At 43.7% G+C, this 23,608-nt stretch carries 24 protein-coding genes, 1 tRNA gene and 1 pseudogene; 2 read left to right on the top strand and 24 right to left on the bottom strand.

From position 1 onward, the window contains the following. Position 1: 1 nt before the first annotated feature. A complete protein-coding gene (locus JNUCC1_RS13735) occupies positions 2-970 on the bottom strand; it encodes an ABC transporter ATP-binding protein (protein WP_156646002.1) in 969 nt (322 codons plus the stop codon). After that, positions 945-1,957: pseudogene (locus tag JNUCC1_RS19075) on the bottom strand (ABC transporter ATP-binding protein). The gene JNUCC1_RS13735 and the pseudogene JNUCC1_RS19075 overlap by 26 nt, the downstream one beginning before the upstream one ends. A 198-nt stretch (positions 1,958-2,155) precedes the next feature. Between JNUCC1_RS19075 and JNUCC1_RS13725 the strand changes: the two are divergent. After that, complete coding sequence (locus JNUCC1_RS13725) at positions 2,156-2,620, top strand: hypothetical protein (RefSeq protein WP_156646001.1); 465 nt, start codon at positions 2,156-2,158, stop codon at positions 2,618-2,620. On the opposite strand, the gene clpP is transcribed toward JNUCC1_RS13725, so the two are convergent. Further along, complete coding sequence (gene clpP, locus JNUCC1_RS13720) at positions 2,578-3,165, bottom strand: ATP-dependent Clp endopeptidase proteolytic subunit ClpP (protein ID WP_156646000.1); 588 nt, start codon at positions 3,163-3,165, stop codon at positions 2,578-2,580. The genes JNUCC1_RS13725 and clpP overlap by 43 nt on opposite strands. 229 nt (positions 3,166-3,394) lie before the next feature. Between clpP and JNUCC1_RS13715 the strand changes: the two genes are divergently transcribed. After that, a tRNA-Arg gene (locus JNUCC1_RS13715) sits at positions 3,395-3,468 on the top strand. Between the two features lie 779 nt (positions 3,469-4,247). On the opposite strand, the gene JNUCC1_RS13710 is transcribed toward JNUCC1_RS13715, so the two are convergent. The 21 genes from JNUCC1_RS13710 to uvrA form a co-directional block, all read right to left on the bottom strand. Next, complete coding sequence (locus tag JNUCC1_RS13710) at positions 4,248-5,117, bottom strand: GNAT family N-acetyltransferase (RefSeq protein WP_156645999.1); 870 nt, start codon at positions 5,115-5,117, stop codon at positions 4,248-4,250. Positions 5,118-5,186: 69 nt separating this feature from the next. After that, positions 5,187-5,771 carry a tetratricopeptide repeat protein gene (locus JNUCC1_RS13705; RefSeq protein WP_156645998.1) on the bottom strand — a complete coding sequence of 195 codons (585 nt, stop codon included), beginning with the start codon at positions 5,769-5,771 and terminating at the stop codon, positions 5,187-5,189. Between the two features lie 153 nt (positions 5,772-5,924). Beyond that, positions 5,925-6,173 (bottom strand): HPr family phosphocarrier protein, encoded by a 249-nt coding sequence (locus tag JNUCC1_RS13700; protein WP_331713788.1) that lies wholly within the window; start codon positions 6,171-6,173, stop codon positions 5,925-5,927. Between the two features lie 155 nt (positions 6,174-6,328). Next, positions 6,329-7,270, bottom strand: a complete 942-nt coding sequence (gene whiA / locus JNUCC1_RS13695; RefSeq protein ID WP_156645996.1) for a DNA-binding protein WhiA — start codon at positions 7,268-7,270, stop codon at positions 6,329-6,331. A 28-nt stretch (positions 7,271-7,298) separates the two neighbouring features. After that, positions 7,299-8,261: a gluconeogenesis factor YvcK family protein gene (locus JNUCC1_RS13690; protein WP_156645995.1), complete on the bottom strand. Its 963-nt coding sequence runs from the start codon at positions 8,259-8,261 to the stop codon at positions 7,299-7,301. Between the two features lie 2 nt (positions 8,262-8,263). Beyond that, complete coding sequence (rapZ, locus tag JNUCC1_RS13685; RefSeq protein ID WP_156645994.1) at positions 8,264-9,148, bottom strand: RNase adapter RapZ; 885 nt, start codon at positions 9,146-9,148, stop codon at positions 8,264-8,266. 14 nt (positions 9,149-9,162) lie between these two features. Beyond that, positions 9,163-9,627, bottom strand: coding sequence for an NUDIX hydrolase (locus tag JNUCC1_RS13680; RefSeq protein WP_156647122.1), 465 nt, complete (start codon positions 9,625-9,627; stop codon positions 9,163-9,165). A gap of 263 nt (positions 9,628-9,890) precedes the next feature. Beyond that, entirely contained in the window at positions 9,891-10,844 is a 954-nt protein-coding gene (trxB, locus tag JNUCC1_RS13675) for a thioredoxin-disulfide reductase (RefSeq protein WP_156645993.1), read from the bottom strand. An 81-nt stretch (positions 10,845-10,925) separates the two neighbouring features. After that, positions 10,926-11,921: a tetratricopeptide repeat protein gene (locus JNUCC1_RS13670; RefSeq protein WP_156645992.1), complete on the bottom strand. Its 996-nt coding sequence runs from the start codon at positions 11,919-11,921 to the stop codon at positions 10,926-10,928. A 366-nt stretch (positions 11,922-12,287) separates the two neighbouring features. Further along, positions 12,288-13,817: a glycerol-3-phosphate dehydrogenase/oxidase gene (locus JNUCC1_RS13665; RefSeq protein ID WP_331713787.1), complete on the bottom strand. Its 1,530-nt coding sequence runs from the start codon at positions 13,815-13,817 to the stop codon at positions 12,288-12,290. Further along, positions 13,814-13,948, bottom strand: coding sequence for a hypothetical protein (locus JNUCC1_RS19320; protein WP_331713786.1), 135 nt, complete (start codon positions 13,946-13,948; stop codon positions 13,814-13,816). The genes JNUCC1_RS13665 and JNUCC1_RS19320 overlap by 4 nt, the downstream gene beginning before the upstream one ends. A gap of 164 nt (positions 13,949-14,112) precedes the next feature. Continuing rightward, positions 14,113-14,643 (bottom strand): acyltransferase, encoded by a 531-nt coding sequence (locus tag JNUCC1_RS13660; protein WP_156645991.1) that lies wholly within the window; start codon positions 14,641-14,643, stop codon positions 14,113-14,115. Between the two features lie 24 nt (positions 14,644-14,667). Then, positions 14,668-15,309: a pyrophosphatase PpaX gene (gene ppaX, locus JNUCC1_RS13655; RefSeq protein ID WP_156645990.1), complete on the bottom strand. Its 642-nt coding sequence runs from the start codon at positions 15,307-15,309 to the stop codon at positions 14,668-14,670. Beyond that, on the bottom strand, positions 15,284-16,246 hold the full coding sequence (locus tag JNUCC1_RS13650; protein ID WP_156645989.1) for a nucleoside recognition domain-containing protein: 963 nt from the start codon (positions 16,244-16,246) through the stop codon (positions 15,284-15,286). Before JNUCC1_RS13650 ends, ppaX begins: the two co-directional genes overlap by 26 nt. Before the next feature lie 12 nt (positions 16,247-16,258). Further along, a complete protein-coding gene (gene lgt, locus JNUCC1_RS13645; RefSeq protein WP_156645988.1) occupies positions 16,259-17,092 on the bottom strand; it encodes a prolipoprotein diacylglyceryl transferase in 834 nt (277 codons plus the stop codon). Positions 17,093-17,096: 4 nt separating this feature from the next. Continuing rightward, positions 17,097-18,038, bottom strand: coding sequence for an HPr(Ser) kinase/phosphatase (gene hprK / locus JNUCC1_RS13640; protein ID WP_156645987.1), 942 nt, complete (start codon positions 18,036-18,038; stop codon positions 17,097-17,099). A gap of 898 nt (positions 18,039-18,936) precedes the next feature. Beyond that, positions 18,937-19,290, bottom strand: a complete 354-nt coding sequence (locus JNUCC1_RS13635) for a phage holin family protein (RefSeq protein ID WP_156645986.1) — start codon at positions 19,288-19,290, stop codon at positions 18,937-18,939. Then, on the bottom strand, positions 19,290-19,487 hold the full coding sequence (locus tag JNUCC1_RS13630; protein ID WP_156645985.1) for a PspC domain-containing protein: 198 nt from the start codon (positions 19,485-19,487) through the stop codon (positions 19,290-19,292). Before JNUCC1_RS13630 ends, JNUCC1_RS13635 begins: the two co-directional genes overlap by 1 nt. A 26-nt stretch (positions 19,488-19,513) precedes the next feature. Then, entirely contained in the window at positions 19,514-20,188 is a 675-nt protein-coding gene (gene bshB2 / locus JNUCC1_RS13625) for a bacillithiol biosynthesis deacetylase BshB2 (RefSeq protein ID WP_156645984.1), read from the bottom strand. 34 nt (positions 20,189-20,222) lie between these two features. Next, positions 20,223-20,576 (bottom strand): YojF family protein, encoded by a 354-nt coding sequence (locus JNUCC1_RS13620; protein ID WP_156645983.1) that lies wholly within the window; start codon positions 20,574-20,576, stop codon positions 20,223-20,225. Positions 20,577-20,724: 148 nt separating this feature from the next. Then, a complete protein-coding gene (gene uvrA, locus JNUCC1_RS13615; protein ID WP_156645982.1) occupies positions 20,725-23,607 on the bottom strand; it encodes an excinuclease ABC subunit UvrA in 2,883 nt (960 codons plus the stop codon). Between the last annotated feature and the right edge of the window lies 1 nt (position 23,608).

Below are 23,608 nucleotides of genomic sequence, written 5' to 3'. Positions count from 1 at the left end.
TTCATTCATATAAATGACATGCTGCAAAATGGTTCTCGGAAACTTCTTTCCATGCCGGTCTTTCCAATTTACAAACATCCATGACATAAGGACACCTGGTATGAAAAGCGCACCCTGATGGCGGGTTTGCCGGACTTGGCACATCTCCCTTTAGAATCATCCGGTCCTTTTTTTCATCTGGATCGGGCGTTGGGACTGCCGATAACAGAGCTTGCGTATAAGGGTGTTTCGGATCGTCATACAAGTGATCTTTATTCGCAAGCTCGACCATTCGTCCAAGATACATCACCCCCACCCGATCGCTAATGTGCTTCACAACGCTTAAATCGTGTGCAATAAAGACATATGTCAGGTTAAACTGATCACGCAGTTCTTCCATAAGGTTCAAAATTTGTGACTGCACTGAGACATCAAGTGCTGATACGGGCTCATCACAAATGATCAACTTGGGATTATTGGCGAGTGCCCGCGCAATCCCGATCCGCTGCCGCTGCCCACCGCTGAACTGATGGGGATACCGTGAGGCATGGTAAGCATCAAGTCCCACGACCTCGAGAAGTTCCTGGACACGAGTTTTTCGTTGTTCAGCAGACTTCATGCCGTGAACGAGTAACGGCTCACCGATAATTTTTTCCACAGTATGCCTTGGATTTAACGAGGCATATGGATCTTGAAATATGATTTGCATATCGCGCCTCAGCAGACGCATCGTTTCATCATTAAGCGTCGTAACCTCATGCCCGTCATACGTGACTTTTCCTTCTGTTGGTTCAATCAACCTGAGTAAAGACTTGCCTGTTGTAGACTTACCACAGCCGGATTCTCCTACGATCCCAAGAATCTCGCCTTCCATCACCTCAAAGGAAACATCATCTACTGCCTTTACTTGCCCCACATTTCGCCCAAAAACCCCGCCTTTAATCGGAAAATATTTTTTTAGATGTTCAACTTTCAGTAATGGCTGTGTCATGTGTCCCCACCTCTTTATCTCCTTCATTTAAAAAGCACCGGCTTGTACGCCCATTACCAATATCATATAAAGGCGGACTTTCTATAAAACAGCGATCAAATGCATATTCACAACGTGGCGCAAACCTGCAACCGATCATATCTGGTTTCGGTTTGGGTACAGTTCCTGGTATGGAATACAATTTTTGCTCTTTCTTTTTCATATTGGGTAATGAACGGATCAGTCCCTTTGTATAGGGTTGCTGCGGATCCTTTAAAATCTCGCGGGTCGTTCCCTCCTCAACGACTTGCCCCGCATACATGACCACAACCCGGTCACATATTTCAGCCACCACACCTAAGTCGTGGGTGATGAGCAATATCGCAGTATTCAAATCCTCATTCAGCTGACGCATCAAATCAAGAATTTGCGCCTGTATTGTGACATCAAGTGCCGTCGTCGGTTCATCGGCTATAAGCAATTCAGGACGACAGGACATCGCCATCGCGATCATCACCCGTTGGCGCATGCCACCGGATAATTGGTGAGGATATTCATCCACAATCTCCTTGGCCCGGGGAATGCCGACCTGATTAAGCAGCTCAATCGCACGGGCCTTTGCATCTTTCTTTTTCAACTTTTGATGGAGTGTGATCGCTTCGATTAATTGATTTCCAATGGTGAACAGCGGGTTAAGAGATGTCATCGGTTCCTGAAAGATCATAGCAATCTCATTCCCGCGAATTTTCCTCATCTCTTTTGCAGATGTTTGTACAAGATTTTTTTGCTTAAAGTAAATATCGCCCCGACGATTCGGCCAGGCGGATTCGGAATGAGCTGCATTACAGAAAGAGACGTGACACTTTTCCCACTGCCAGATTCACCGACCACACCAACAATTTCCCCCTCGGCGACATTCAAGCTCACCCCATCAACTGCCGGAATAACGCCTTTGTCGGTAAAAAAATGGGTATGCAGATCCTTTATTTCCAGTACATGTTTTGTCAAAATGGTTGCCTCCCCCTAATCCTGACCTGTGACGCGTTTATTCAAGTCTATTAAACAAGGGGTTGAGTTATGTCTATGATTTTGAACAACTTGAAGAGGAATATTCTTAGAGGGGCAATAACTGTAATAATTGTTGAAGCTTTAGAGAGGGATGGTTAGCACGCACCTCATTATTCGGGATGCTGAGGCCCGTTTTTTATGGCGCTCGTCCTCTTATTTGGGGCGCTTAGCCCTGTTTTTGTGGCGCTCGCACTCTTATTTGGGGCGCTTGGTCCTGTTTTTGTGGCGCTCGCACTCTTATTTGGGGCGCTTAGCCCTGTTTTTGTGGCGCTCACACTCTTATTTGGGGCGCTTGGTCCTGTTTTTGTGGCGCTCGCACTCTTATTTGGGGCGCTTAGCCCTGTTTTTGTGGCGCTCACACTCTTATTTGGGGCGCTTGGTCCTGTTTTTGTGGCGCTCGCACTCTTATTTGGGGCGCTTAGCCCTGTTTTTGTGGCGCTCACACTCTTATTTGAGACGCTCAGGCAGCAAGAGCATCTCTTTATGCAGAGGGTGCATCTCAATAAACGAAAAAAACCGCGATGTCTTAATGACATCACGGTTTTTTGTTTAAGTTATGCTTATTCAGGTTTTTTTGTTAGAACTTTGTCGATCAAGCCATAATCAACAGCTTTATCTGCGTCCATGAAGTTATCACGGTCTGTGTCACGCTCAATGACTTCAAGCGGCTGACCCGTACGCTCTGAAAGAATCTTGTTCATCTTTTCTTTCATCTCAATGATGCGGCGTGCATGAATTTCAATATCGGTTGCCTGACCTTGTGTGCCGCCGAGTGGCTGGTGGATCATAACTTCACTGTTAGGCAGGGAGTAACGCTTGCCTTTCTCACCAGCTGCCAAAAGAAACGCACCCATTGATGCAGCCATGCCAGTGCAAATGGTTGATACATCTGGTTTAATAAACTGCATCGTGTCATAAATCGCCATCCCGGCAGTAATGGAGCCACCTGGTGAGTTAATGTAAATTGAAATATCTTTTTCAGGATCTTCTGCTTCCAAGAACAAAAGCTGTGCTACGATTGAGTTTGCCACATTGTCATCTATTCCACTGCCAAGCATGATGATGCGGTCTTTTAACAGACGTGAATAAATATCATAGGCACGCTCACCGCGATTCGTTTGTTCAATAACTGTAGGTATCAGATTCATAAGGTATTTCCTCCTTGTATCTAAACTGTTAATCCATAGGATCTATTTTCATCATAACCAATAGGTCAATAATGGTCAAACGATACGTTTCAGATTTTTATGTACCTAATCTGAACGACACATTCATCATACCCATTCTTTGCCAAATCTAATCTTTTTTAAAAAAGACTTGTCTTATGGATTCATAAACGATATAATATCCTATGTGTCCGAAAAGACATCCATTCATGCGCCCGTAGCTCAGCAGGATAGAGCGATGGTTTCCGGGACCATGTGCCGGGGGTTCGAATCCTCCCGGGCGCGCTTATATTCAATAATCAAAGCAAGAGCTGCAACCTATGTGGCTCTTGTTTTTTATTTAAATAGGTCTATAAAACGTTTTTTGTGTAAGGCACAATATAAGCACAATATAAGTAAACTGCGAACTAACTTATGACTGCCACTTGCAACCGCTCGGGGAAAACACTCCGCGTCCAGTGGGCGCTGATGAGCCTCCTCGCGCTGCGCGCTCCGGGGTCTCATCTAGGCTTTTGCTCCCACGGGAGTCTCCGTGTTTTCCCCGAGCTAGGTTAGAGGGTATAAATGTCCCAGATGAATATATGTGCAGGACCGTCCAAGCCATTGACTAACATAGAGTGATTGGAGCGGAGGGAAGTCGACTCCTGCGGGAACAGCACGAGTCCGAAGACCCCACAGCGAGCGGTTTTTGCGAGCGAGGAGGCTGAGGCCGTGCCCGCGGAAAGCGACTTCCCGTAGCGGAAATCACGACGCTCTCACAAACATATATGGTTCAATTTAGATATATCGGAAATTTTGCATGCGATATCGGAAATTCTGAGAGGTATATCGGAATTTTTGAAGTGTATATCGCCGTTTTCAACTCATATTTCAGAAAATCACATGAAATTGCTATATAAGCCGTAACATAAAACTTCCCCGAGAACTTTTATGTAGGTTTATAAAGTTTTCACTGGTTCACAGTTTGGGTCAACTTTTCATTAAAGGAGACTCTGATGGCTGCCCTCGTGCTTTAAAATGTCTCACAATATAAATTCTTTTCTCTATGTAAATCAGCTCCAGTTCTACCGCTTAAGAAGGTAATTTTTTAATACATATTTAGGTTTAAAACCAGCCTTAAGATACACATGGTTAGCCAGGCTATTCGAATTCTCCACGGTTAATGTGACTTCATTGATCTGTGGATATGAGAACATTTCCGATAATGTTTCTTTTAATAACATCGTGCCCAATCCTTTATTTTGAAATTCACTAGCAATGGCAATGTACTCCAAGGAAGCCTCACCCATTTCGGTATCAATTTCAAAATAGGCATAGCCTTGTATCTCATTAGATTCTGTCTTAAGTAGCCGTAACACATGGTCATTGCTGAGTCCATCTTTAATTGTTGCTGCGTCATAGTATGTATCTGGGAAAATTCCATTATGTATTTTTTCAAATGCTTGAAAATCACTCCGGACAAATGGCGTGCTTTTCATCACACCAACATCCTCAAAATCCTTCTTTGTAATTTGCAGAGTTAAATGCTCGCCTTTCTCTTCCGCTTTTATCTCATCCATGAACAATTGTTGTTGAGTATTTTCTTTATTAATGAAAAATTGAAAGGTCTCCACTGCCGGATTCGCATGTAACAAGTGGGCCCATAATTCATTTTGTTTTTCTACAGAAGATGTTTGATTAAACGGCCCCCACACCTCTGCAGTCATCCCGTCTATATCCAAGCCAATAGCTGCCAAGATCACTCCACTATCATTCCTGCAGACAAAAAAATTCACATCGCCTCCATCACCGATAAAGTCATCTTTCAATGTCTGATGTATTTCCTCCGGCTTTTCACCGCAAAAGCCTATGTGGGATGTCTTCTCCTTATTCATTTGGGCTAAAAACAGAGATAACGTCTTAAGATCTTTAGCTTTTTCTATTGTTGTATTCATTATTCTTTCTTCACCCACCTGTTATAACTTAATCCTTCCAAGTTACTCTTTATAACCTAAACTCTCTTATTAGGTCCGTCTAGGTTGCATATCTTTTACCAGCCTTAATGCTTGTTCCGTAGAATCAATTAGAGAGACTTCCCTTTTTTCTTTTCTTAACTCTAAAGCCTTCACAAAGCATTCTTCGGCATCATCCAGCCTTGCCAATTCCAAAAGACATTTCCCTTTATGCTGCAATGCAAAATCTAAGTATGCATTAACATTGTTGGCTTCACACTTATCTAAAGCGGCGTTGAATAGGTCTAATGCCTTGTGATGTTGTTGATCGTATTTAAAAGCCTCACCCAACCGAATTAATGACACGATTTCTCTTGTAAAATTTCTTTCCTCGACTGCAAGGTTAAGAGAATATGACAAACAATCAATAGCTTTCTTTGTTTGAGCGTCGATCCTGTATAAGTTGCCTAAAGCTCCATGTAAAAAATAGTGATGATCTTCACTGCTTCTCTTTAAGAAATCTTCTGCCTCACTAATTAAGCTACGTAGCTTTAAAGGATCAGATGCTTTTTCGCGAAGGTACTTATATTCGTCAAAATAAATAATCTCATTTATAGCGAGGAGTTTTTTTCTAAAATCTGCTATATTTATTTTCATTCCCCCTTTAATCCCACACTTCAAATACTTCAGTATCTAAACCACACACCAAATAGCAAACAAGAGCAGACTTTTTTAGTCTACTCTCAATTTGAGTTTCACTTTCCCGCTATAGCTGGAATTTTATGATCTGGTTCAGAAGATAGCTGCAGCTTATCCCACAAACGCAATAAGATGTTCCATTGCTTCTGTTTCGTCCGGACCATCTGCAACAATGGTCATTTCTTCCCCTTTTCCAATGGCCAGGCTCATTATTCCCATGATGCTTTTTGCATTAACCTGACGTTCATCTTTTTTAAGATACAAATGTGCTGAAAATCGGTTGGCTTCCCGGACGAATTGTGCTGCTGGTCTTGCCTGTAAACCTGTTTCCAGTTGTATGGTTACTGTTTTTTCAATCACTTCATTAACCCCTCCCAAAAGAAACCGCTATCATATTGACTGATGAAGGTCTTTGACAACCTTCATGGTACATCTTTATGCATGACAGTTAATTCTGAATTAGCGCTCATTATATCATGGTTAGGAGAAAGATGGAATTACAATTTCATTAAATTTTAAACTCTTTCGCCCTGCCGTACTTTTTCGGCAAATGCATCAATCTTTTTCAACCGGTGATTGACACCAGACTTCGATATTTTGCCGCCTGATACGAGCTCACCAAGCTCTTTAAGTGAGACATCCTGATGTTTGACACGCAGCTCTGCCATTTCATGAAGTTTCTCGGGCAAAGCGTCCAGTCCAACTGTTTCATCAATCAATTTAATATTTTCGATTTGCCGGAAAGCCGCTCCGATGGTCTTGTTTAAATTGGCGGTTTCACAGTTCACCAACCGGTTAACAGAATTGCGCATGTCTCTTACGATGCGGACATCTTCAAATTTAAACAAGGCGTTATGGGCTCCGATGATGTTCAGGAATTCAGTGATTTTCTCAGCTTCTTTTATATAGCAAATATAGCCATTTCTTCGTTCGAGTTTGCGGGCACGCAGGTCGAATTGATTTAAACAGTCACAAAGCGCCTCATTATGCGATTCGTGAAAGTTGAAGATTTCGAGGTGATACGAAGAAGTCTCGGGGTTGTTCACCGAACCACCTGCTAAAAAGGCGCCCCGCAGATACGATTTACTGCAGCATTGATTTTGTAAATACGTATCTGAAATGGATTTATTGAATTGCAATGACTCCCGCATTATGCCCAGGTCACCGAGCACCCGCTCTACGTCTTTTACCATTCGGACAATATATACGTTATTTTTCTTGAGCTTCATTTTCTTCCGGACGAGCAATTCAACCGGTAGATCGTACAGCGTTTTAATCAACGTATAAATGCGTCTGGCAATTGCAGCATTCTCTGTTTGCACATCCAAAACATAACGTTGTTTGGATAGAGAAATGGCCCCGTTCATGCGGATAATTGCTGCGAGTTCAGCCTGAGCGCAACAGTTTTTAACGTCAACGCCTGTTAATTCTTTCTTAATTTCAGAAGCGAATGACATATGGACCACCTCCGTTCTTTATAGACATCTAGGTCCGTTTAATCAATGAATATAATAAAGCAGCTATTTTATCCGTATCGTGGCGTAATGTTGGTCTGTCTGGGCGGATAATGTCCCCTTCAATGACCCGGAGACCCAATGACAATAAACGATCGATATCGTATTCAACAGGGGCTGCATTTTCTTCAGCATATACATCCCTGATTTGTTTGCTGATGGGCTCGTTATGTACCACAATCGCATCCAAACAGTCTGTTCCGACATGATCATAGATCGCCTGAACATGATCTGCTGCAGTATATTCGGTCGTTTCTCCTGCCTGTGTCATCACATTGCACACATAAACGACTTGTCCATTTGCCTGCCTAATGGCCTCGTCAACCCCCGGAATGATCAAGTTAGGCATAATACTTGTATATAAGCTACCGGGAGAAATCACAATTAAATCAGCTTTTTCAATGGCTCTGATCGCATTAGGAAACGGCTGAATCGGTTCCGGCTGTAAAAAAACACGCTCAATATGTTTATTGGCAGCAGGAATATTTGACTCGCCTGATACAAGGGTGCCGTCAACCATTTTCGCATGCAAAGATATGCTTTCATTGGAGATGGGGTAAATTTTGCCTTTGACGTTCAAAACACGCGATATTTCTTTGATTCCTGTGTAAAAGTCGCCTGTTACAGACGTCATGGCGGCAAGTAACAAGTTCCCCATGGAATGACCTGACAAGCCGTTTCCAACTGCAAAACGGTGCTGAAATAATTCAAGCAGCATTGGTTCAGCATCTGACAGAGCAGCAATCACGTTTCGGATATCACCGGGGGCCGGAATAGACATTTCCGAGCGCAACCTGCCTGTACTGCCCCCATCATCGGCCACGGTCACAAGTGCGCTTAATTGAATCGGCAAATCTTTTAGGCCTCTGAGCAAAACTGGCATTCCGGTTCCCCCGCCAATGACCACCACCCGTGGTTCGTTGGGGTTCCTCATATCTAGTGCCCCTTTCTTTTATCAATGTCCCGATGTGTAATGTGCGTAATATAGGTATTGGATAGTTGTTTGGCAAAATACTCCGCCAGTGCAACAGAGCGGTGTTGTCCACCCGTGCAGCCGATGGCGACCACAAGTTGGGATTTTCCTTCTCGTTTATATTGCGGCATCATAAATTGCAAGAGATCCAGCACCTTTTCATTAAACTTCTGGGTATCGGACCATTTAAATACATAGGACGCAACATCTTTATTCATTCCTGTTAATGGCTGCAAGTGACTGACATAATGCGGGTTCGGTAAAAAGCGGACATCAAACACAAGGTCCGCATCAATTGGAATCCCGTATTTAAATCCAAATGACACCATATGGACTGAAAAAATATTTTGTTCTTTTTCTTTATAATCTTTCAGGATTTCCTCACGCAATTCTTTAGGCTTAAGTTCGGTGGTATCAATAATACGCTGGGCTCTGCCCTTTAATTCGTCAAGAAGCTGTCTTTCCAGTTCGATGCCTTGTAAAGGTAGGCCACCTTTCGCCAATGGATGGGATCTGCGCGTCTCTTTATAGCGGCTGACGAGTGCCTCATCCTTGGCATCAAGAAAGAGGATCTGTTCATCTATCCAGCTTTCATGGCTTAAAATATCCAAAGAATCAAAGAGTGTGTCAAAAAACTCCCGTCCTCTGAGATCCATTACGAGGGCTACTTTTTGGATGTTATTCGAAGCATCCCGCATTAAATCAAGAAATTTAGGCAACAAGGCCGGTGGCAGATTGTCGACACAATAAAAACCCAGGTCTTCAAAACTCTGCACAGCCACTGTTTTTCCGGCGCCTGACATACCGGTAATAATCACCAATTTTGTTTCATTTTCTTTTTGTGTCAACACAAATCCGCTCCTTAATATCCAGATGGATCAAGACGCATCTCTATTAATGAATATTGATCTGTATAATCAAATGAACCGTAGAGCATGCCTTTGGAATGCAGGGCATGTTTATAGATGCTTCTGTCTCCTTCAGCCATCGGCAATGTGTGCACTTGATCTTGTGGCACCCACACCAATTCTCCCTCTCTGCACACTTCAGCAAGTTCTCCTTTAAACGTATCACAAATAAATGTGAACATCATCCATTCCTGCAGTAATTCTTTATTGGAATAAACGTTAAACGTAAATGCGCCCATCAGTTTCGGATCTTCGAGTTCAAGAGCTGTTTCTTCTCTAAACTCCCGTGTTACCGATTCTTTAATGGTTTCACCTTGTTCCATTTTCCCGCCTGGGATAGCGTACCAGCCCCGGCTCGGTTTTTTCAGCAGTAAAATATGGCCCTCATTCAATAGTATGCAATTTGTTACCCGCTGCATGCTTATCACCTTTTCGATTTTAAGACCTATTCGTTGTGGATCTAACATAAGATCCTATACTTATTATACAATGAACCGAAATAAATCGCCATTGGAGGAAGACCCCGCCGGCCATTGCAGGCAAAAAAAGACGCAGGTATGAGCTACCTGCGCCAAACGATATATTAATTAAAAGGGGGTCAATTAATTACTTATATTGTACCCCATTTATATTTCGTGCGTATTACAGCAGCGTTAAGATGAAATTACTTTTACAGAACTGCTTACATCGCGGCTGATTTTTCTTGTTCTTTCAATTCTTCGATATAAGCTTGAGCGGCTTCTGCTGCAATGCTTCCGTCTCCAGTAGCTGTTACAATTTGACGGAGTTCTTTGTCGCGAATGTCCCCAGCAGCATATACACCCGGCACACTCGTTTCCATTTTTTCATTCGTAGGGATATAACCTTCCTCATCAAGAATGCCGAGATTTTTGTATGGGGCACTGAGCGGAACCATTCCGATATAAATAAATACACCGTCAATGTCGTGGTCATACGTTTCATCTGTTTTACGGTTTCTCAAAGTAACGCTGGAAACTTTGCCGTCAGGGCCGTTGATTCTTTCGGCAACTGTATTCCAAATGAAATCAATTTTTTCGTTATTAAATGCGCGATCCTGAATGATTTTCTGAGCACGCAATTCATCTCTGCGGTGAACAATTGTAACTTTCTTAGCAAACTTAGTCAGATAAATGCCCTCTTCAACTGCAGAGTCGCCCCCGCCAATCACAACCAGGTTCTTGTCTCTGAAAAAGGCACCATCACAGACTGCACAATAAGAGACACCGCGGCCGCTTAGTTCTTCTTCACCGGGAATACCAATTTTCTTATGCTGAGCGCCTGTGGTAATGATCAGCACTTTGGTGTGATATTCTTTTTTTCCGGCTTTAACAGTCTTGTAGCTGCCATGGTCCTCCACATCAACAATATCACCATAAGCATATTCTGCGCCGAATTTCTTAGCATGTTCAAACATTTTATTAGACAAGTCAGGTCCTGAAATATAATCAAATCCAGGGTAGTTTTCCACGTCTTCCGTGTTGGCCACTTGCCCGCCTGGAATACCGCGCTCGATCATCAATGTGTCGAGATTCGCTCTTGAAGCATATACAGCTGCTGTCATACCAGCAGGACCAGCTCCAGCAATAATAACGTCATAAATCCGTTCCTCGGACATAAAAAATCGCCCCTCTTTCTCTTTATTTCATCAGACTATCATCATACTACCGCCCTGAAATACCTGCGTCCACTTATTTGCTCACAGTGTTGCGAATGGCACTTTTTCCTTCTTCAATTGCGGGTGAACCCGGCATCCTTCAGCCCAAAGTTCCACGGCTTGCTCTATTTTTCCGAGTGCAGCGGCACTCCTTGTATACCATCTATAATATGATGGACTGTTGATATGTGATTTGACAAGGCTTTTAAATCGTACATAGGCAGCCTCATGACAGTCAACCCTGCCCAAGGTCACTGCTAAACGTAATTTTTGCTGTTCATGAATCGGATATACCGTTAGTAATGTCTGTATATAAGCTTCATATGCATCAACATGGCGTTTTTTGTAAAATACAGCCAGGTTCATTAAGCTGTTCAGATTACCCGGTTCTTCTCTCAGCATTTCCTCTTCTTGTTCAATCGCCTGCTCCTCAAGACCAGAACAAAATAGGGCAAACGCATAATCATGACGTGCCAAAGGATAGTCCGGATAAAGGGCCATCATTTCATTCAATAACGGCATCGCTTCATCCCATTCATTATTTTCCATATGATAAAAGATCGTCTCTTGCAGGATGATTAATTCATCTTCGTCGATATCCCACTCGTCGTCTGCTTCTTCTATATCAAGCATTTCGAGAAGATCGTTTGTTTCTCTTTTAAAATCACCATTGGGTTCCAATTCCAAATATGTCTCAGCATATTTGCGAGCATCATTCAACAATCCCAGATGGGCGTAATTGTTGGCCATCAGATAATAAACATCCGGATACCGCTCCTTATAATCATGCAGAACAGAAACAAGCAAAGCGTTGGCTTTTTCATATGCACCAATCTCAGTATAAATTACAGACTTTTGGCATCGGTAAGCCGGATCATGTGGTTTCATTTCAATGGCTTTGGACATCCACTTTAACGCCATATGAAATTTGCGTCTTTGAAAGGCTTCCACACCTTTCACAAAATAAAAGTCCCCCTCGGGAACAAATGGAATTAAATTATTGTTATTCGTTGATTCGGATTCTTTCGTAACGTGCATGGGGCTCCCCCTAATCAGTCAATTTCCCGGTCAAGTATACCATATCCGAGAAATAATAACTATAGTACAAAAGTGGAAACGCCTTGTTTACCCCCGAAAAACATAAGCAAGAATGTGCAGTGGCGGCCTTTGCCACGGAGCATTATTGCTTATGTCTCGAGGGGTAGGCGTTGGAACTGGATGATACAAAAGTGGAAACGCCTTGTTTACCCCCGAAAAACATAAGCAAGAATGCGCAGTGGCGACCTTTGCCGCGGAGCATTATTGCTTATGTCTCGAGGGGGTAGGCGTTGGAACTGGATGATACAAAAGTGGAGGGCCCATGCCAGCTTAAGTTTTTCTTAAACCAGCATGAGCATGTGAGCTTCACTTTGGATTGGCTGCTTCATCGACTAATGTTTCCAGTTCGTTTCTGAAGGCAGACTTTTGGCCCTGCGTCCAGTTCAAGGTTTTAGCCATATGATCAATGACCGCCTTTTTATATTCCTTCACATATGTGATATCAAAGAAAAGTGCACCTGTCCGGCGAATGAAGAAATCAACCGGCTTAAATGCCATTTCATATTTGATTGCATATACGAGCTCGGCAAATATAGTAATGGGAAGGTCAGCAGCTTTGGCTTCAGATTCATGTGTTCGAATGATATCAAACAGAAGTTCTGTGTTTCCACCATACTTTTGAACGAGCAAATCAGTTTCGTCTGCGGTAAGTCCAAGTGCCATTCCTTCTTCTATCTTTTTCAATTTAAACTGATGGAATTGTTTAGAACCGCCAACGACACCACCCGAGATTGGCAGATGTTCCGTGTGAGAACCGGAATAAAGGATCTGCGCTTCTTTCTTTAATTGATGTGCCACTTCATCAACGACATGCTCAGCCATTTTACGGTACCCGGTCAGCTTTCCGCCAGCAATGGATATAAGACCTGAATCTGAATAGAATATTTCATCTTTACGAGAGATTTCATCTGGATTTTTTCCGGATTCAGCAATGAGAGGCCGCAGACCCGCCCAGCTTGATTCAACATGTTCCGGAATGGCATTTAAGGTCGGAAACTCATAATTGATCGCAGCCAGTAAATAGTCCCGGTCCTCCTTTGTTACGATCGGATGAGCTATATCACCATCATATTCTGTATCTGTGGTTCCCACATAGGTCTTATCTCCTCGCGGAATGGCAAAAATCATGCGACCATCCGGTGCATCAAAATAGATCGCTTGTCCGAGAGGGAAATGCTTCTGTGAAAAAACAAGGTGAACACCTTTTGTAAGATGGAGGGATTTGTCTGTTCGTGACCCGTCCATATCCCTCAAATCATCTACCCATGGGCCTGCAGCATTGACGATCTTTTTGGCATAAACAGTTTCCGTATGACCTGTGATTTGATCTTCAATCACAACTCCAATGAGCTTTTCATCCTCATCATATACAAATTCAGTTGCTTTTGCATAATTAAGTGCCGCGGCCCCTAGGTCAACTGCTTTTTTCAAGACTTCAATGGTCAGGCGTGCATCGTCGGTTTTATATTCAACGTAATATCCAGCGCCTTTGAGCTCTTCCTCTTTGATAAGCGGTTCTTTTTGCAAAGCTTCTGTTCTGCTGAGCATTACGCGACGTTCGCCTTTTTTAACTCCGGCCAATAGATCATACACACGGAGTCCCGCGTTAGAAGTGAACGGGCCGAAGTTACCGCCTTTATAAAATGGCAGCATCATCCATTCCGGTGTCGTCACATGGGGGCCGTTTTCGTAAACAATGGCACGTTCTTTCCCAACTTCAGCAACCATCTTGACTTCGAATTGCTTTAGATAACGCAAACCGCCGTGAACAAGCTTTGTAGACCGACTTGATGTGCCTGCCGCAAAGTCCTGCATTTCCACTAACCCTGTTTTCATGCCGCGAGACACTGCATCAAGCGCAATGCCTGCACCGGTAATTCCGCCCCAATCACAAGCACATCAAGTGTATCGGGTTCTGCTAACTGTTTTAATACATTGTTTCTTTTTTTACTGGAAAATTCCGCCATGTTACTCACTCCCTTGAAGTAAACAGAAAAACCACAAATCATACCAATACGTATTGTACCAGCAGTTTGCGGTTTCTCTCCTTCTCTGTCCGTAATCTTTTGTCTTTAAACTCAGTTTATCACAGTATCGTTGTGTGTAACAACTTCAGCATCACCAAAACGTTTTATTGAGAAGGGTTTATCCGGTTTTGTTCGTTCCGTTGCTCCATCTCAGCTTTCGTATAAATAATCCGCATCGGGTTTCCGCCTGCAAATGCACCTGAAGGAACATCTTTGTGGACGAGCGTTGCGGCAGAAATAATGGCGCCGTCACCGATGGTCACCCCGGGTAAGATGGTCGTATTTGCGCCAATCATAACGTTATCCCCAATGACGACATCTCCAAGCCGGTATTCGTCAATTAAATACTCATGCGCGAGAATGGTTGTGTTATAGCCAATAATGCTATTGTTTCCCACGGTGATCTTCTCAGGGAACATGACATCAGGCACGACCATTAAAGCAAATGCCGTCTCTTTTCCGACCTTCATACGTAAAAACAGTCGATACATGATGTTTTTTAAATTTAAAAATGGTGTATAGCGTGCCAGCTGAATAATGATGAAATTTTTAGCGACTTTCCAGAATGACACCGTTTTGTATATACGCCATAACGAATTGGACTGGTCGACTCTATAACGTTCAGTGCGCCGCATAGGCTTCAGCTCCAGTTAACTATTTTATGCCTTTATTCCTGCAACAGTAAGCAAATCTCTCATATCTTGCAGCATATAAGTCGGTTGATATGTGCGCAGGAATGCTTCACCTTTACCTGTCCAGGCCACTCCAGCTGTTTGGACATGTGCACGCTGGCCAGCTTCAATATCATGGGAGTTATCCCCTATCATGAGTGTGGAAGCATGCTCCCCTTCCAGGTCATACATTGCTTTCAACACTGGCTCAGGATCAGGTTTTGGACATGTGACATCATCTAGCGTCACAATGGTTTCAAAAAATCGGCTTAGGTCTGTGACTTCAAGGCCTAAATCAACTCCTTTTCGCATCTTAGTCGTTACGATACCCAAATCAAAGCCTGCTGCTTGCAATCGTTCCAGAACTTCGATGACATAAGGAAAGGGTTTGACGAATTCCTCATGATGCAAGAAATTATGTTCACGGTATGTATGGATCATAGCCTCAGATTTTCCCGGGGCTATTTTTTCAAACGTATCTTTTAACGGCGGGCCGTTAAAATCGATCATTTCTTCTCTGGTAAAATGGTAGCCATATTGGTTAAACGTATGGATGAACGATTCGATAATCAGTTCGTTTGTATCAATCAATGTGCCATCCAAATCAAAAAGTATCGTACGTATGGACATGTTCAGATTCCTTTCTGTCTTTAGACTGTGGTTTCGGCTGCCAAATAAAGGCAATAATGATCGTTAAAATAATGGCTGTTGTTAATCGAATCAAGAGAAGCGGCCAGACCGGTATCCCCAGTGGAATGAATATCACTGTGTCCTCGACGACAGCGTGACAGGATACAAGGAAGATCAGGGCTAGATACATATCCCGCTTTGAGACATGATCTTCTTTAACTGCCTGAATCATCAATCCTGCACCATAGGCAAGCCCCAGCGTAAGCCCGGCAACAAGGGTCATGGATGCATTTCTTTCCATTCCTAACATTTTGGTGAAAGGGGCCAGGGTTTCAGAGAACTTATCCAGAAGACCCATTTCTCTTAAAAATTGCATGGCAACCATTAATATAATAACAATCACAGCCAACTGAACAACTGCAATCACTGCGGTTTGCAATCCATGAAAAACAATCTCTCCCCAGCCATTCAAAGCCATATCAGAAGAAGAGATCATCCCATATTGAGCCTGATCTGCTCCGCCCTGCCACAATAAATTAACAATGACCGCAGCAATTAAAGCCAGCCCAATTCTAATACCAGAAATGAGCCACCAGCTGACACCGACTTTTGAAGCGACTGTTGACTCGATAAATAAGTTATGGGAAAAGGATAGCATCAACGCCATGATGAATACTTCTTTAACCGTAAAATCAAACGATACAATCGCCGCAATGCCGGCATATAAATTAAGCGCATTACCGAGAACAAGCGGAACAGCTGCTTCACCTGACAGACCGAGCAATCCCATGACTGGAGCAAGTTTGTCAATTACCCAAGGGAGCACAGGCGTGTATTGTAGTATGGTTACAATGAGCGTAATCGGAAAGATCACTTTTCCCAACGTCCATGTAACATTCAGGCCTTGTTTAAGCCCTCTTAGAACGGTCCCTTTCAATTCATCACCTACTTACATTTTTCGTTTACTGCCGTCATAATGACGTTCTGCCATGCCTGTTTTACGTCGATAAATCATAATAATAATCACACCAATCACCAAAGCAATTGACAGAAGCTGAGCCTGGCGGATTTGTCCGATAACATACAAACTGTCTGTGCGCATTCCTTCAATAAAGAAACGACCAACAGAATACGATAGAATGTATGTCAGGAATACTTCCCCACGAAGCGGATTCTTCCGGCGCAGCCACAGGAGCAGTGCCAGAACTAAAAGATTCCACACAGATTCATATAAAAATGTCGGATGATACATCGTGCCCTCAATGCACATCTGGTTCATAATGAAATCAGGCAGATACTGATGAAAGTTGTTGTAAGCCGCTTCTGATAACGGCCCACCATGTGCTTCCTGATTCATAAAGTTTCCCCAGCGCCCAATGGCCTGTCCCAGAATTAAACTTGGTGCTGCGATATCGGCCAATTGCCAGAAAGATAACTGTTTTACACGTGTAAAAATAACCGCAACCAAAACAGAACCGATCAATGCACCGTGTATAGCAAGGCCACCTTCCCACACAGCAAAGACACTCCACCACGGCCGGCCGGCGTATTGGTCCCATTCAAAAATTACATAATATATTCTTGCAAACAGAATCGCGAACGGGATAGCAAACACAACCAAATCCACCATAATATCTTTTTGCAAGCCAAGACGGTCAGATTCACGCGTGGCCAAAAACAGGCCAAGAAACGCCCCTGTTGCAATGATGACTCCGTACCAATAGATTGGAAAGGAGCCAATTTGAAGAAACACCCTATCCAGTGTTGGCGCATCACATGTCATGCCATCACTCCTCAATATTGTCGTTTTGCTGTTGCTCAATCATGGCCGTCAATCGATCAGAAAATTCCTCTGCAGCGTTGACGCCCATACGCTTCAGGCGGAAATTCATGGCAGCCACTTCAATAATAACGGCGAGATTTCGCCCTGGTCTTACTGGAATTGTGGCACGCGGCAAACGAACATCCATGATTTTCATCGTATCATCGTCGATACCAAGACGGTCATATTGCTTTTTCTCATCCCACAATTCGAGATTAATGATCAGAGAGATTTTTTTATAATTGCGGACAGAACCTGCCCCAAACAGGGTCATCACATTAATGATACCCAGACCGCGAATTTCCAATAAATGTTCGATCAGTTCTGGTGAATTTCCAATTAAGGTATCATACTCTTCCTGTCGTATTTCAACACTATCATCAGCGACCAACCTGTGTCCGCGTTTAACAAGTTCAAGCGCTGTCTCGCTTTTCCCGACACCACTTTGACCTGTAATCAATACACCAACACCATATATATCAACGAGTACGCCATGAATAGCTGTAAACGGAGCAAATTTCGCCTCGAGATAATTGGTCAACCTGCTGATCACACGTGTGGTTTTGCGGGGAGAGTGAAGAATCGGAACACCCGCCTCATCAGCAGCCTCAATTAAAATATCTGGAATATCCATCCCGCGCGACACAACAATACCAGGTGTTATATCTGTACAGAGCCGCTCAACGCGATCCTTTTTCTCTTCGTCAGTCAAGTCAAGAAAATAAGCCATCTCTGTCTTACCGATCAGCTGAACACGTTCAGCCGGAAAAAACTTAAAGTAGCCTGTCATTTCAATGCCAGGCCGGTGAATGTCACTCGTTATGATTTCTCTATGTACACCATCTTTTCCAGCAACCAATTCCAAATTAAAGTTGTCCAATAAATCTTTTGTCCGTACTTTATCCATAAGATCCTCCCGGTTTCTTCGTTGTGTGCGGTTAAGGTCTAAAATTTCGGCAACCACATTTTATTGTAGCATAAATCACCTTTAGAAGTGTCTAAAAAACAAGAATCCGCAAGCACTTAACCTGCAAAACAATGAAAACTTGAAATGACCGCTTCTGGCAGCTCGGGGAAAACACTCCGCGTCCAGTGGGCGCTGATGAGCCTCGGGCCCACAGGATGTGGGTCATGAAGGCGTTTCGACAGGACGTCGCGGTCTTAGCCTTCCTTCCCCTCTAGCGCGCTGTGGGGTCTCATCTAGGCTTTTGGTCCCACAGGAGTCTCCGCGTTTTCCCCGAGCTATGTGAGTGGTGTTCATCTTCTTGCTTTATTGGACTGAACGTTTGAAGCGCAAATAGGAACTGAAATCATTCATAAATAGAAATAAATGTTTATAAATAAGCCGTGGTTGCACATAAATCGGAATTAATATGCATAAGTGGACCTAATACTAACTGCTGAAGAAGTGTATACATTCTTACTTGTTTTTGAATAGCACCGTCCAAGCTCAATTAACATAAAGTGATTTCCGCTGTGGGGTCTTCGGACTCGTGCTGTTCCCGCAGGAGTCGACTTCCCTCCGCTCCAATCACTTTATGTTTTTCAGTGGCTTGGACGATCCTTCTACTTAAGAAGGCCAGCAGGAAGGTGAGCGCCACTCAACTAGCTCGGGGGAAACACGGAGACTCCAGCGGGAGGACAAGCCTCGGTGAGACCCCGGAGGTCGGTAGACCGAGGAGGCTCAGCAGCGCCCGCGGAAAGCGCAGTGTTTCCCCCGAGCGGCTGCATGAGGCAGTCTTAAGTTAGTTCGTTGTTTACGGAAACTGTGTGTTAAGTAACGATTTGGTCTAAAGCTGGTTGGTTTATTTGACGTCTTTGGTTAGTTTGTTCAGGATCAGGTTCAGGATTGATAGGATAATGGCGGCGATGAGGGCTGTGCCGAAGTCTTCGATTACAAAGGCATCGTCAATCAGCAGCTGCGTGATCCAAAGTGTAATGGCGTTGATCACAAATAAAAATAAACCAAGACTGACCACGGTAATCGGCAGGGTTAATATGACGAGTATTGGCCGGACAATTGCATTCAGCACTCCGAGCACAATACTGGCTATTATTGCCCAGCCAAAACTCTCAAGGATAAACCCATCCAGAAGTTGTGCCGTTGCGATTAGCGCAACGGCACTGAGCAAAACGGAGATAATCCACCTGACAAACATTACCTCACCTCCGACTCATTTGGGATGATGAAGATGGCAACGAGATAAACCAAGAGGAGCGTAAAAGCACTGAACAACATGCCAGCAACAAAAATCAATCGAATCAACGTTGCATCAATGTTGAAATAGATTCCGAGACCTCCGCAAATGCCAGCCAGCATCCGGTCCTTTTCAGAACGATATAACCGTTTTGTCATTGAAATCACTCCTTATTTGAATGTGTTCATGCGTCATCAAATTGCCAAAGGTGGTATTGTTCATGGCCAAGGTGCCGTTCTGCTGCTTCCTGCATATCTACAGATGAGCTTTGCGCCTCTTTAAATTTTGACATCATGCCACTTGCCTGGGAGTCATGGGCGAAGATGGCTTTCATCTTTTGATCAAACCATGGGCGAACATCAAGGGACACGTCCGGTTTGCCCAACACTTCTTCTCTGTTATTAGAAATGGCATGGGCCCATACCTTTGGACGATTGTTAGGCTCCATCATGCGGATCGCCTCAATAGCTGCTGCGGCCATGGCATTATGATCGGGGTGGACAGCATACCCTGGATAGTGTGTAATCACTAGGCTCGGTTGGATCTCATCCAAATACGTTTTAAGATGACGCGCAACCTCCTGACGATCTTCGTATTCCATTGTTTTATCTCGGTAACCAAGCATGTGCAAGTCAATATCAAGCGCGGCACAGGCATCTTGTAATTCTTGCTTACGGATTTTCGGCAATGTTTCTCGATTTGCGAAAGCAGGTTTGCCCATATTACGGCCCATTTCACCGAGCGTGCCACATAAATAAGTGACAGGCACACCTTCCTCTCTGAATTTAGCAATTGTGCCAGCAGTTCCAAACGACTCATCATCCGGATGCGGGAATATAACAACAACGTGTGATTCCATATATTTCACCTTTCTCTTTCCTTATATGACTTATTTAATAATCAAATGGTGTTTCACTGATCTGCAGAGCCACCATGAGCCGGCCTTCACGGTCATGCCCAGCCATTAGCATTTTCTCTTCTTCGTGCATCGTCCAGTCTGTCAATCCTTCAGCATAGATCCAGCCTTTTTCCATTTTAAGACCAACCCGGTATGCTGGGCCTTCTCCTACAATTTTCGCCTGGTTAAATGTGACTGATGCATTCCGTACATAAGCTCCAACATTATAAGACTGCTGATCAAAGTGACTGGCATAAGCGCCGTTTGTTGTTTCTATATGAATATACACATCTTTATTAAGAAATGAATCCAGTTTTTCCTGGACGGTGTCAATTTTAATTGGTTCCATGTTCCCATTCCCTCCTGATTAACTCTCTTTTACCTTACCGAAATGACTTATGTGCGTCAAAAATTACGTACTAAAAAATAGGTGTTGTAATTCATATTGAAAAACGGGAGGCTGGTGATATGCAGCCCTCCCGTTTTCGTTTGAAGTGTTACTTTGCACCTGCTCCGGTTTTTTCTTTAGCCGCCCACATGTCTTCTGTTCGCTTGCGATCGCGTTCGAGAATCGGAGCCAGGTACTTACCTGTGTAGGATCCATCTGTGGCAGCTATGGCTTCCGGCGTCCCGGAAGCGATAATCTGTCCGCCGCGATCCCCACCTTCTGGCCCCAGATCTATAATGTGATCCGCCAGTTTGATGACATCCAGATTGTGTTCAATGATCAGGACCGTATCTCCGTTATCGACGATGCGCTGCAGCACACCCATTAATCGTTTAATATCCTCAGTGTGGAGCCCTGTGGTCGGTTCATCCAGAATATAAAATGACTTGCCGTTTGAACGCTTATGCAGTTCACTTGCCAGTTTAACACGTTGCGCTTCACCACCGGAAAGTGTTGTAGCCGGTTGCCCAAGTTTAATGTAGCCAAGACCGACGTCTTCAATTGTCTGCAATTTGCGTTTGATTTTGGGTATATTGGCGAAAAAGTCCAACGCTTCTTCTATCCTTAAATCGAGAACATCAGCGATACTTTTGCCTTTATATTTAACCTCTAACGTTTCTCTATTATAACGTTTGCCGTTACAGACTTCACATGGCACATAAACATCCGGCAGGAAATGCATTTCAATTTTAATAATGCCATCTCCCCGACAAGCTTCACAGCGTCCGCCTTTAACATTAAAACTAAAGCGCCCTTTTTTATATCCTCGTATTTTAGCTTCGTTTGTTTGAGCAAACACCTCGCGAACATCGTCAAACACACTTGTATATGTCGCAGGGTTAGAGCGTGGGGTCCTGCCAATTGGGGACTGATCAATATCAATCACCTTTTCAATATGGTCAATACCCTTAATGGTTTCGTGGGCCCCTGGCTTGACCTTGCCTTTGTATAATTGTTTGGCCAATGATTTATAGAGTATTTCATTGATCAATGTGCTTTTCCCTGATCCTGAGACACCTGTTATAACATTCAATAGACCGATGGGAATCTGTGCGTCAACGTTCTTAAGATTGTTTTCCGTTGCACCAATGATATCAATATGCCGATCATCCGGTTTACGGCGGGAAGCTGGCAACGGGATGAATTTCTTTCCGGATAAATATTGTCCGGTTAAAGATTTCTTGTTTTTCATGACTTTATTAGGAGACCCCTCAGCAACAATTTCACCGCCATGTTCACCTGCTCCAGGGCCAATATCAATCAGCCAGTCCGCTGCCAACATTGTGTCTTCATCGTGTTCTACAACAATGAGTGTATTATCCAAGTCACGCATGCTTTTTAGTGTGCCAATTAAGCGGTCATTGTCGCGTTGGTGGAGACCAATGGAAGGTTCGTCCAACACATACAAAACCCCTGTTAAAGCAGAACCGATCTGAGTGGCGAGCCTGATCCGCTGAGCTTCTCCTCCTGAAAGTGTGCCGGCTGAACGGGATAGGGTTAAATAATCCAGACCGACATTATTTAAAAACTCAAGACGCGCAAGAATTTCTTTTAGAATCAACCGGGCAATCTGGATTTCTTTTTCGGTCAAATCAAGGCTTTCAAAAAATGATTTAGCCTCAAGAATGGAAAAATCGGTTACAGCACTGATATGTTTGCCATTAATCAGCACAGCCAGTGCTTCTGGTTTCAATCGGTTTCCTTCACAGGTTGGACAGTTTTTTTGAGCCATATATTTACTGAGATTTTCTCTGATAAAATCAGAAGAAGTCTCACGATAGCGCCGTGCGACGTTGTTCAGCACACCTTCAAATTGTACCTTGCTGTCTCGTGTCTGACCAAAGTCATTGGTAAAAACAAAGCGGATCTTATCTTTACCGCTACCGTATAAAATCTTATCCATTTTCTTCTTGGGAATGTCTTTTATCGGTATCGTCATATCAATGTCATAGTGATCGCATACACTCTTTAAAAGCTGCGGATAATATTGCGAGCTAATTGGTTCCCAAGGAGCCAGAGCATGTTCTTTCAAAGATAAATTCCAATCAGGTATGACAAGTTCCAGATCCACTTCAAGGTTGGTGCCCAATCCATCACATGTCGGGCAAGCACCATAAGGACTGTTAAACGAAAAGAGACGTGGTTCCAAATCGTCTATTGAAAAACCACAAATGGGACAGGCGTGGTTTTCATTAAACAGCAATTCTTCATCGCCAATCACATCAACGATGATTTTGCCGTCGCCCAGAGGTAGCGCCGTCTCAATCGAATCACTGAGTCGGCCCTCGGCACCTTTTTTGACGACAATACGGTCAACAACCACTTCAATCGAATGTTTTTTATTCTTTTCAAGTTGAATGTCTTCTGTGACCTCACGCATCTCACCATCAACGCGAATCCGGACATATCCTTGCTTTTTCAGATCTTCAAATACTTTGACGTGTTCGCCTTTACGGCCGGAAACAACCGGCGCTAGAATCTGCATCTTTGTCCGCTCGGGATAAGTCATAATCCGATCGACCATCTGCTGAACGGTTTGCGATGTAATTTCTATGCCATGTATTGGGCATGTCGGGTGTCCGACCCGTGCAAACAAAAGACGCAAGTAATCATAGATTTCTGTTACGGTTCCCACAGTTGAACGCGGGTTCTTGCTCGTTGTTTTCTGGTCAATCGAAATCGCAGGAGACAGGCCTTCAATTGCATCCACATCAGGCTTGTCCATTTGACCTAAAAACTGCCTTGCGTAGGCAGACAGACTCTCGACATAACGCCGCTGCCCCTCAGCATAAATCGTATCAAATGCAAGTGATGATTTCCCCGACCCTGATAACCCGGTCATCACAACGAGTTTTTGCTTGGGTACTTTTACATTAATATCTTTTAAATTATGTGCCCGGGCACCTTGTATTTGTATATATTTACTTGCCATT

This window comes from Lentibacillus sp. JNUCC-1 (assembly GCF_009741735.1).
Lineage (GTDB): Bacteria > Bacillota > Bacilli > Bacillales > Amphibacillaceae > Lentibacillus_B.
This window is presented reverse-complemented; position numbering and strand designations above follow the sequence as displayed.

What these genes read in the sequence shown, in the direction of transcription:
- lgt (WP_156645988.1), bottom strand. Translation starts at nt 17,092, where the DNA reads ATGACATGTGATGCGCCAACACTGGATAGGGTGTTTCTTCAAATTGGC.
- JNUCC1_RS13680 (WP_156647122.1), bottom strand. Translation starts at nt 9,627, where the DNA reads ATGCAGCGGGTAACAAATTGCATACTATTGAATGAGGGCCATATTTTA.
- whiA (WP_156645996.1), bottom strand. Translation starts at nt 7,270, where the DNA reads ATGTCATTCGCTTCTGAAATTAAGAAAGAATTAACAGGCGTTGACGTT.
- JNUCC1_RS13705 (WP_156645998.1), bottom strand. Translation starts at nt 5,771, where the DNA reads ATGAAAATAAATATAGCAGATTTTAGAAAAAAACTCCTCGCTATAAAT.
- JNUCC1_RS13630 (WP_156645985.1), bottom strand. Translation starts at nt 19,487, where the DNA reads ATGACAAAACGGTTATATCGTTCTGAAAAGGACCGGATGCTGGCTGGC.
- ppaX (WP_156645990.1), bottom strand. Translation starts at nt 15,309, where the DNA reads ATGTCCATACGTACGATACTTTTTGATTTGGATGGCACATTGATTGAT.
- JNUCC1_RS13710 (WP_156645999.1), bottom strand. Translation starts at nt 5,117, where the DNA reads ATGAATACAACAATAGAAAAAGCTAAAGATCTTAAGACGTTATCTCTG.
- uvrA (WP_156645982.1), bottom strand. Translation starts at nt 23,607, where the DNA reads ATGGCAAGTAAATATATACAAATACAAGGTGCCCGGGCACATAATTTA.
- hprK (WP_156645987.1), bottom strand. Translation starts at nt 18,038, where the DNA reads ATGGATAAAGTACGGACAAAAGATTTATTGGACAACTTTAATTTGGAA.
- clpP (WP_156646000.1), bottom strand. Translation starts at nt 3,165, where the DNA reads ATGAATCTGATACCTACAGTTATTGAACAAACGAATCGCGGTGAGCGT.
- bshB2 (WP_156645984.1), bottom strand. Translation starts at nt 20,188, where the DNA reads ATGGAATCACACGTTGTTGTTATATTCCCGCATCCGGATGATGAGTCG.
- JNUCC1_RS13725 (WP_156646001.1), top strand. Translation starts at nt 2,156, where the DNA reads ATGGCGCTCGTCCTCTTATTTGGGGCGCTTAGCCCTGTTTTTGTGGCG.
- JNUCC1_RS13660 (WP_156645991.1), bottom strand. Translation starts at nt 14,643, where the DNA reads ATGCGGCGCACTGAACGTTATAGAGTCGACCAGTCCAATTCGTTATGG.
- JNUCC1_RS13735 (WP_156646002.1), bottom strand. Translation starts at nt 970, where the DNA reads ATGACACAGCCATTACTGAAAGTTGAACATCTAAAAAAATATTTTCCG.
- JNUCC1_RS13690 (WP_156645995.1), bottom strand. Translation starts at nt 8,261, where the DNA reads ATGAGGAACCCCAACGAACCACGGGTGGTGGTCATTGGCGGGGGAACC.
- JNUCC1_RS13665 (WP_331713787.1), bottom strand. Translation starts at nt 13,817, where the DNA reads ATGAAAACAGGGTTAGTGGAAATGCAGGACTTTGCGGCAGGCACATCA.
- JNUCC1_RS13670 (WP_156645992.1), bottom strand. Translation starts at nt 11,921, where the DNA reads ATGCACGTTACGAAAGAATCCGAATCAACGAATAACAATAATTTAATT.
- JNUCC1_RS13635 (WP_156645986.1), bottom strand. Translation starts at nt 19,290, where the DNA reads ATGTTTGTCAGGTGGATTATCTCCGTTTTGCTCAGTGCCGTTGCGCTA.
- trxB (WP_156645993.1), bottom strand. Translation starts at nt 10,844, where the DNA reads ATGTCCGAGGAACGGATTTATGACGTTATTATTGCTGGAGCTGGTCCT.
- JNUCC1_RS19320 (WP_331713786.1), bottom strand. Translation starts at nt 13,948, where the DNA reads ATGGCGGAATTTTCCAGTAAAAAAAGAAACAATGTATTAAAACAGTTA.
- JNUCC1_RS13620 (WP_156645983.1), bottom strand. Translation starts at nt 20,576, where the DNA reads ATGGAACCAATTAAAATTGACACCGTCCAGGAAAAACTGGATTCATTT.